Source organism: Actinospica acidithermotolerans (assembly GCF_018139625.1).
Classification (GTDB): Bacteria; Actinomycetota; Actinomycetes; order Streptomycetales; family Catenulisporaceae; genus Actinospica; species Actinospica acidithermotolerans.
Map to the genome: position 1 here is coordinate 26923 of NZ_JAGSOH010000080.1, position 6953 is coordinate 33875.

At 71.4% G+C, this 6953-nt stretch carries 9 protein-coding genes; 4 read left to right on the forward strand and 5 right to left on the reverse strand.

From position 1 onward, the window contains the following. Window positions 1-17: 17 nt before the first annotated feature. Both KDK95_RS23455 and KDK95_RS37470 read right to left on the reverse strand, forming a co-directional pair. Window positions 18-776: a GAF and ANTAR domain-containing protein gene (locus KDK95_RS23455; RefSeq protein WP_212520421.1), complete on the reverse strand. Its 759-nt coding sequence runs from the start codon at window positions 774-776 to the stop codon at window positions 18-20. Window positions 777-810: 34 nt separating this feature from the next. Beyond that, window positions 811-1596 carry a GAF and ANTAR domain-containing protein gene (locus KDK95_RS37470; RefSeq protein WP_212520422.1) on the reverse strand — a complete coding sequence of 262 codons (786 nt, stop codon included), beginning with the start codon at window positions 1594-1596 and terminating at the stop codon, window positions 811-813. A 193-nt stretch (window positions 1597-1789) separates the two neighbouring features. Between KDK95_RS37470 and KDK95_RS23465 the strand changes: the two genes are divergently transcribed. Next, window positions 1790-2137 (forward strand): hypothetical protein, encoded by a 348-nt coding sequence (locus tag KDK95_RS23465; RefSeq protein WP_212520423.1) that lies wholly within the window; start codon window positions 1790-1792, stop codon window positions 2135-2137. Between the two features lie 337 nt (window positions 2138-2474). On the opposite strand, the gene KDK95_RS23470 is transcribed toward KDK95_RS23465, so the two are convergent. Beyond that, window positions 2475-2723, reverse strand: a complete 249-nt coding sequence (locus tag KDK95_RS23470; RefSeq protein ID WP_212520424.1) for a hypothetical protein — start codon at window positions 2721-2723, stop codon at window positions 2475-2477. Between the two features lie 105 nt (window positions 2724-2828). Between KDK95_RS23470 and KDK95_RS23475 the strand changes: the two genes are divergently transcribed. The 3 genes from KDK95_RS23475 to KDK95_RS23485 all read left to right on the forward strand — a co-directional run bounded on the left by KDK95_RS23475 (window position 2829) and on the right by KDK95_RS23485 (window position 4350). Then, window positions 2829-3725 carry an SDR family oxidoreductase gene (locus KDK95_RS23475; protein WP_212520425.1) on the forward strand — a complete coding sequence of 299 codons (897 nt, stop codon included), beginning with the start codon at window positions 2829-2831 and terminating at the stop codon, window positions 3723-3725. Window positions 3726-3788: 63 nt separating this feature from the next. Then, the gene (locus KDK95_RS23480; protein WP_212520426.1) at window positions 3789-4028 is read left to right on the forward strand and encodes a hypervirulence associated TUDOR domain-containing protein; all 240 of its coding nucleotides are present in this window, start codon (window positions 3789-3791) and stop codon (window positions 4026-4028) included. After that, the gene (locus tag KDK95_RS23485; RefSeq protein ID WP_372463376.1) at window positions 4003-4350 is read left to right on the forward strand and encodes a DUF3140 domain-containing protein; all 348 of its coding nucleotides are present in this window, start codon (window positions 4003-4005) and stop codon (window positions 4348-4350) included. The genes KDK95_RS23480 and KDK95_RS23485 overlap by 26 nt, the downstream gene beginning before the upstream one ends. Before the next feature lie 78 nt (window positions 4351-4428). Here the strand turns inward: KDK95_RS23485 and KDK95_RS23490 are convergent, their stop codons facing one another. Continuing rightward, a complete protein-coding gene (locus KDK95_RS23490) occupies window positions 4429-4881 on the reverse strand; it encodes a hypothetical protein (RefSeq protein ID WP_212520428.1) in 453 nt (150 codons plus the stop codon). A 59-nt stretch (window positions 4882-4940) separates the two neighbouring features. Continuing rightward, on the reverse strand, window positions 4941-6866 hold the full coding sequence (gene htpG, locus KDK95_RS23495) for a molecular chaperone HtpG (protein ID WP_212520429.1): 1926 nt from the start codon (window positions 6864-6866) through the stop codon (window positions 4941-4943). Window positions 6867-6953 lie beyond the last annotated feature (87 nt).

Consider the following 6953-nt stretch of genomic DNA (forward strand, 5'->3'; position numbering starts at 1 on the left):
CAGGTCGAGGAGACGGCCTAGGCCGGCCGGGCCCGCTCCGCCGCGGCCTCGGGAACGCCGAGCACCTCGGACGCCTCGATCTCCCGGCGGATGACCGCGCGGGCCAGATCGGTGGCCCGGACCCCGTGCGCGTGCGCGTAGTCGCGCAGCGTCGTTCCGGCCGCCTCCACCGAGATTCCGCCGGACTCGGCCAGGAAGCCTTTCGCCTGCTCGACGGCCACCTTGTTGGTGATGGTCACCTGGAGCCGGGCGAGGATGTCCTCCGGCCCCGTGCGCCGGGACGGCGAATTGAGCATCGCGAGCGCGGCGACGTCGGAGAACGCCTGCGCCACCGGCAGGTCGTCGGCGACGTCGGGATCCTCCTGCGGGTAGAAGAGGTTGACCGCGCCGATCACGCTCTCGCGCAGACGCAGCGGCAGCGCCACGACGGCCGGGAAGCCGGCCTCGATCAGCGCCGGCACCAGCTGCGGCCAGCGCTCGATCTCGGCGGCGACCCGCGGCACCCGCACCATCGAGCCCGTCCGGAAGCACTCCACGCACGGCCCGTCGCCCGTCTGCAGCTGCAGCAGCTCCATGAACGCGGCGCGCTCCTGGGAGGCGGCGATGTTGCGCAGCGGTCCGCGTCCGTCGGACAGCACGATGCCGACGGCACCCGCGGAGCTGAACGCGACGCAGCGGGCGGCGAGGCGCTCGAGCAGGTCGACGACGTCGAAGTCCTCGCCGAGGGTGTCCGCCAGGCCGACGAAGGCGGCGCTCAGCTGTCGATCCCTGCCCATGTCCACCTCCTTGTTCCGCATCGCGTACCGTCTCTCACTCATCCTCGTCCAAACGGACCCGCCGGGCGACCACTTCGCGGGCCAGTTCGCCGAGCGCGACCCCGTCGGTGAACGCGCGGGCGCGCAGCCGCAGCAGCGCCTCCTCGGCCTCCACGCCGCACTGGACCATCACCATTCCGGTGGCCTGGTGGATCTCGTCGAAGTCGGCCTGACCGCCGAGCCAGGACATCTCGCCGTCGCCGCGCCGGTACTCGGTCTCGCCGCCGCCCGCGTACACCCGCAGGACGCCGAGCGTGGCGGTGTCGGCCAGCAGCAGCGCGACGCCCGTGTCGGATTCGGAGAGCGCGCCTGGTGCGCGCCGGTAGAGCTCGAGCGTGCCCACGGCGATCGCCCCGATCGCCAGCGGCAGCGCGAACACCGCCCCGACATCCAACTCCTGCGCGCGGTGCGCGAACACCGGCCACGCATGCGCGTCGTGATGGTCGCTCAGATCGATGGCCTGCACCGGGGCGTGATCCGCGAAGGCGCGCAGCGACGGGCCGTTGCCGAGCGCGTACTGCGCCTCGCTGATAGCCGTCGCCACCTCGTCCGTGGCGTAGAGGATCTGCCGGGCCGCGCCCCTCGCCATCAGCGAGACCGAGGCGCCGTCCACCGGGAGCAGCCGCGTGCTCAGCAGGCAGAGCCGTTCCACCGTCTCGGCCGGCGTCGCCCCGTGCACGCAGGCCGCGATCTCCCGGGCCGCCAGGACCGGGTCCCGAGATTCCGCCCCGTCCAGCGAATCCCACCTCCGACCCTCGTCACGACCGTCCGATGATGCCACACGCGCCGTCGTCGCCCGCGCAGGCGCCGCGCCCGGTACCCCCGGCGCGGCGATTCACGCACCTGCGCGCACCCGCGGTCGGCCGCGCATGGATCCGCGGCGGATGGTTACCCGCACGCCTCAGGATCACGATCGGATCCGGTCGGCGGCGGATCCGAACGCCGGACGGCCGCCGACCCAGGAGGAGCGCGCCATGCGATTCAGTCCGAGGCGTCCGAAGCGCGAGCACGGCGACGACAGGTCCGGAGCCGTGGGACGCGTGGTGCCGGACTCGACCGCCGCGGTGAGCGTCGCGGCGCGGGAGGAGGCCCGCAAGGGTACCGCCGCCGCCGATCCGGTGATCGGCTTCACCCCCGAGGGCCAGATGCTCGCCGGCTCGGTGGTCGACGGCGAGTTCGTGGCCGCCGAGAGCGGGGCCACCCCCGAGAAGATCGAGCGGAAGAAGTCCGACGACCCGGTGGAGTCGGGCGAACTGCCGGGCGAGAACGAGCCGATGAAGCACGTGTGGTGGGCCCGTCGGAGGCGGAGCGGCCGAGGCTGATCCGCCCGTGCCGGGACCGCGAAGCAACGTCAGCCCTGCGAGAACACGCAAAACACCGTCAGCCCTCCGTCGGCGCCGATGGCTGTTCGCGACGGCAGCGATTCGTTCACAACGGCCTGGTCGCCGCCTTACCCAGGGAACGCGAAGCGCCGTCAGCCCTCCGTCGGCGCCGATGGCTGTTCGCGACGGCAGCGATTCGTTCACAACGGCCTGGTCGCCGCCTTACCAGGGAACGCGAAGCCGTCAGCCCTCCGTCGGCGCCGACGACTGCCCGCGATGGCAGCGATTCGTTCACAACGGCCTGGTCGCCGCCTTACCCAGGGAACGCGAAGCGCCGTCAGCCCTCCGTCGGCGCCGACGGCGCTGCGGCGTCGCCCTCGGGTTCGGCCGCGCCGTCACCCTCTCGCCGATCGCGGTCCCGGGGGGCCGACGCGGCTTCTTCGTTCTCCTTCGCGTCCTTGAGAACGTCCTTGACCTGGTCCGACGGGTCCTCGGCAGCGGTACGCCGGGCCTCGCCCTCGACGGTCGAGCGCGGTACGCCCTTCTTGCGCGCCTCGTGGTCCGTGTCCACATGATGCGTATTCATCCCGTCGCAGTACCCGAAAAGCGGTGTCTCATCCGCCCGCACCGCCGGACGGGTTTGGGGGTGCGGGCGGCGGGCACCAGCGCGCGGACCTGAGAGGAGATCCACATGTCCGCAGACCAGTCCGCCGGCGAAGGCCCCGCCCGCCGGCAGCCCGAACCCGAGTTTCGCGAGCAGAACCAGCCGCACCCCGGCTCCAGCGGCGCGATGGACCCGGAGCCCGATTACGGCGAGGAGACCTATCGCGGCAGCGGCAGGCTCGCCGGCCGGCGCGTGCTGATCACCGGCGCTGACTCGGGCATCGGCCGCGCCGTCGCGCTGGCGTTCGCGCGCGAGGGTGCGGACATCGCGCTGGCCTACCTCGAAGAGGAGGAGGAAGACGCGCAGACCGTGGTCGACCTGGTTGAAAAGGCCGGGCGCCGCGCGCTCGCCCTGCCCGGAGACGTACGCCGGGAAGAGCACTGCCGCGAGCTGGTCGCGCGCACCGTCGAGGAGTTCGGCGGCCTCGACGTCCTCGTCAACAACGCCGCCTACCAGATGTCCCAGCCCGAGGGGCTCGCGGCGATCAGCAGCGAGCAGCTCGACCGGGTCCTGAAGACCAACGTGTACGCGATGTTCTGGCTCACCGCCGCCGCGCTCGCGCATCTCGGCCCCGGTTCCGCGATCATCAACACCGCGTCGGTCCAGGCTTACCAGCCCAGTCCGCACCTGCTCGACTACGCCGTCTCGAAGGCCGCCATCGTCAACTTCACCCACGGGCTAGCCCAGCAGCTCGCGCCCGAGGGGATCCGGGTCAACGCCGTGGCCCCGGGACCGGTGTGGACGCCGCTGATCCCGGCCACGATGCCGCCGGACAAGGTCGCCGAGTTCGGCAAGCAGTCCCCGTTCGGCCGCCCCGCCCAGCCCGCGGAGATGGCTCCCGCCTACGTGTTCCTCGCCTCGAAGGAGGCGGCCTACATCACCGGCGAGATCGTCAACGCCACCGGCGGCACACCGCTGCCCTAGCGTTTCGGCGGGCTCCGCGCGGGCACCGCAAGGCTTCGATCGAACCGGCGAAAGGCGGCGGCCATGGGCAAGCACGGCAAGGTTCGGGTGGGCGACCGGGTGTCGTGGAGAAGCCACGGCGGCCGGGCCGTCGGGCGGATCACCAGGAAGATCACCGGCCGCACGCGTGCGGCGGGACGCACGGTGCAGGCATCGCGGCAGGAGCCGCAGTACGAGGTCCAGAGTGAGAAGTCCGGCGGCAAGGCTGTCCACAGGCCGGAGGCGCTCCACGAGGAGGGTGCGGGCCGTGACGAACCGCGATAGCGATCGGAAAGTGGCACTGGACGGCTTTCGCGAGGCGGTGAACATGGCGCCCGCGGAGCTCGAGGCGTGGCTCGCCACCGAGGAGTCACGTAGCGCCGGGCAGCACACCGGCGGGCGCGAGAGCATCGGGCATGCTTCGGGACGGCGCATCGTCACCCTTCTGCGCAGGCCCGACTCCGAATTGAGCGCCGGCGATTTGGCCCACATGCGGAAGGTCACCGGCTACGTACACCGTCACCTGGCGCAACAGCCGAAGGGCGACATCACCGACACCACGTGGCGCCACTCGCTGATGAACTGGGGTCACGACCCGAAGAAATGACCTCCGCGAGAAGGCCGCGGAGAGACGCGAAGAGACTCGGACCGGGACGCACGACCAGGACCGGGTCTCTTCGCTCGCTCAGGCGCTGATCGCCTCGTGCGCGACGAACCCGTACGCCAGGTGCGGAAGGGCGTCGGAGAGCCAGTCGGCCGCCGACCAGGTGCGCGGGTCGCTCACGCCGAGCCTGGCCATCGGCACGGCGCTCGCCGCCATCGCCAGGCCGGCCACGCCGACGCTCCCGGCCCACCACGGCGGACGGACGCCGATGCGGCGCAGTCCGGCCGCGATCACGCCGATCCCCGCGCCGAGCGCGATGCCGTTGAGCGCGCCCAGCCCGGTCAGCCGGGCCTGGCGCTGCGGGCCGTCCCCGGGGATCTCGACGTGCGCCCGTCCGGCGAGGGCGTCGACGGTGCGCTCCGGCGTGCTGCTCGACGGCCGGGCGCGCACCGCCATGTCCAGATAGGTCACCGCGTTCAGCGCGGTCGTTCCGGCGGCTCCGGCGAGCGCGCCGCGGCTGAGTGTTCGCAACATGCCGCGGCGGCTACCCGTTCGCGCACCGCCCAGACGGACGCGCCGCGAAAAGTTCGCCGTCAGAGCCCGGCGGCGAGCCGGTCGGCGACGAGCCTGGTGAACCGGGCCGGGTTCTCGATCTCGCCTCCCTCGGCGAGGACCGCGAGGTCGTAGAGCAGTTCGGCGCTCCGGGCGAGGGCGTCGTCGTCCGCCGACGGCTCATCGGCCGTGCGGGCGTGGGCGTCCCGCAGCTTGATGACCAGCGGGTGGTCCGGGTTGAGTTCGAGAATGCGCTTGATGTGCGGCACGGGCTGGCCGGTGGCGCGGTAGAGCTTCTCCAGCGCGGGGGTCGGGTCGTTGACGTCGCCGACGACGCAGGCCGCCGAGGTGGTCAGCCGGGTGGAGAGCCGTGCCTGCTTGATCTGCTCCCCCAGCGTCGCGGTGAGGAAGGAGAGCAGCGCGGTGAAGTCCTCGCGCTCCGGCTTGGCGTCGGCGTCCCCGGCGGCCTCGTCCGCATCGTCGAGGTCGACCCGGCCCTTGGCGATCGAGCGAAGCGGCCTGCCGTCGTATTCGAGGACCTGGTCGGCCCAGACCTCGTCGATCGGGTCGGCGAGGATCAGCACCTCGTAGCCCTTGGCCTGGAAGGCCTCCATGTGCGGCGAGTTCTCGATCGCGGCGCGGGAGGCGCCGGTCAGGTAGTAGATCTCCTTCTGATCCTCCTTCATCCGCTCGACGTAGCCGCGCAGGGTCGTCGGCTCGGTTTCGTCGTGGGTGGATTCGAGGAGCAGCAGGTCGAGCAGGGTCTCGCGGTTGTCGGCGTCCTCGAGCAGGCCCTCCTTCAGGGCGCGGCCGAAGGCGTCGAAGAAGACGCGGTACTTCTCCGCGTCGGCCGCCTGCAGGTCCTTCGCCGTGCCGAGGATCTTCTTGACCAGGCGGCGGCGCACCCCGCGGATGTGCCGGTCGTGCTGGAGCAGTTCCCGCGAGACGTTCAGGGACAGGTCGTGCGCGTCGACGACGCCGGCGACGAACCGCAGGTAGTGCGGCATCAGCGCGTCGCACTCGTCCATGATGAACACGCGGTTGACGTACAGGTGCACGCCGCGCTTGGCGTCCCTGGTGTAGAGGTCGAACGGGGCGTGGGAGGGCAGGAAGAGCAGCGCGTCGTACGCGAAGGTGCCTTCGGAGCGGAGGTGGACGGTCTCCAGCGGGTCGGTCCAGTCGTGTGCGATCTGCTTGTAGAACTCCCGGTACTCGTCCTCGGTGATCTCGCTGCGCGGCCGGGACCACAGCGCCTTCATCGAGTTGATCGTCTTCGGCTCCTCGACGACCGTGCCCTCGTCGCCGGAGCTCGTGGAGATCAGCCGGATCGGCCAGCGGATGAAGTCGGAGTACTTCTTGACGATCTCGCGGATCTTGGACTCGGCGGTGTAGTCGAACACGTGGTCGTCGGTGTCGACCGGCTTCAGGTGCAGGGTGACGGAGGTGCCCTGCGGAGCGTAGGGCGCCTGCTCGATCCGGTAGGTGCTCTCGCCCGTCGACTCCCAGCGGGTGCCGACGTCCTCGCCGGCCCGCCGGGTCACCAGGGTGACCTTGTCGGCGACCATGAACGCCGAGTAGAAGCCGACGCCGAACTGGCCGATGAGCGTGTTCGAGGCCTCGGCGTCCTTGGCGGACTTGAGCTTCTCGAGCAGGCCGGCGGTGCCGGATTTGGCGATCGTGCCGATCAGGTCGACCACCTCGGCACGGGACATGCCGATGCCGTCGTCCCGCACGGTGAGCGTGCGCGCGCCGGCGTCGGGGCGGATCTCGATGTGCAGGTCCGAGGTGTCCGCCGCCAGGTCGGCGTCCTTGAGCGATTCGAGGCGGAGCTTGTCCAGCGCGTCGGAGGCGTTGGAGATCAGCTCCCGCAGGAAGATGTCCTTGTCCGAGTACAGCGAGTGCACCACCAGGTGCAGCAGTTGCCGGGTCTCGGCCTGGAACTCCAGGGTCTCGCTTCCGCCGGACACGGGCGGCACTCCTCTACTTTCGATCACCCGGGGGGCGGGTGCGACGCGGGACGGGATGGGCCGACCGCCCGCGCCCCGGAAGGGGAC

Excerpts from the sequence above, each read along its gene's own strand:
- KDK95_RS23455 (WP_212520421.1), bottom strand. The coding sequence starts at position 776 with ATGGGCAGGGATCGACAGCTGAGCGCCGCCTTCGTCGGCCTGGCGGAC.
- KDK95_RS23465 (WP_212520423.1), top strand. The coding sequence starts at position 1,790 with ATGCGATTCAGTCCGAGGCGTCCGAAGCGCGAGCACGGCGACGACAGG.
- KDK95_RS23470 (WP_212520424.1), bottom strand. The coding sequence starts at position 2,723 with ATGAATACGCATCATGTGGACACGGACCACGAGGCGCGCAAGAAGGGC.
- KDK95_RS23475 (WP_212520425.1), top strand. The coding sequence starts at position 2,829 with ATGTCCGCAGACCAGTCCGCCGGCGAAGGCCCCGCCCGCCGGCAGCCC.
- KDK95_RS23480 (WP_212520426.1), top strand. The coding sequence starts at position 3,789 with ATGGGCAAGCACGGCAAGGTTCGGGTGGGCGACCGGGTGTCGTGGAGA.
- KDK95_RS23490 (WP_212520428.1), bottom strand. The coding sequence starts at position 4,881 with ATGTTGCGAACACTCAGCCGCGGCGCGCTCGCCGGAGCCGCCGGAACG.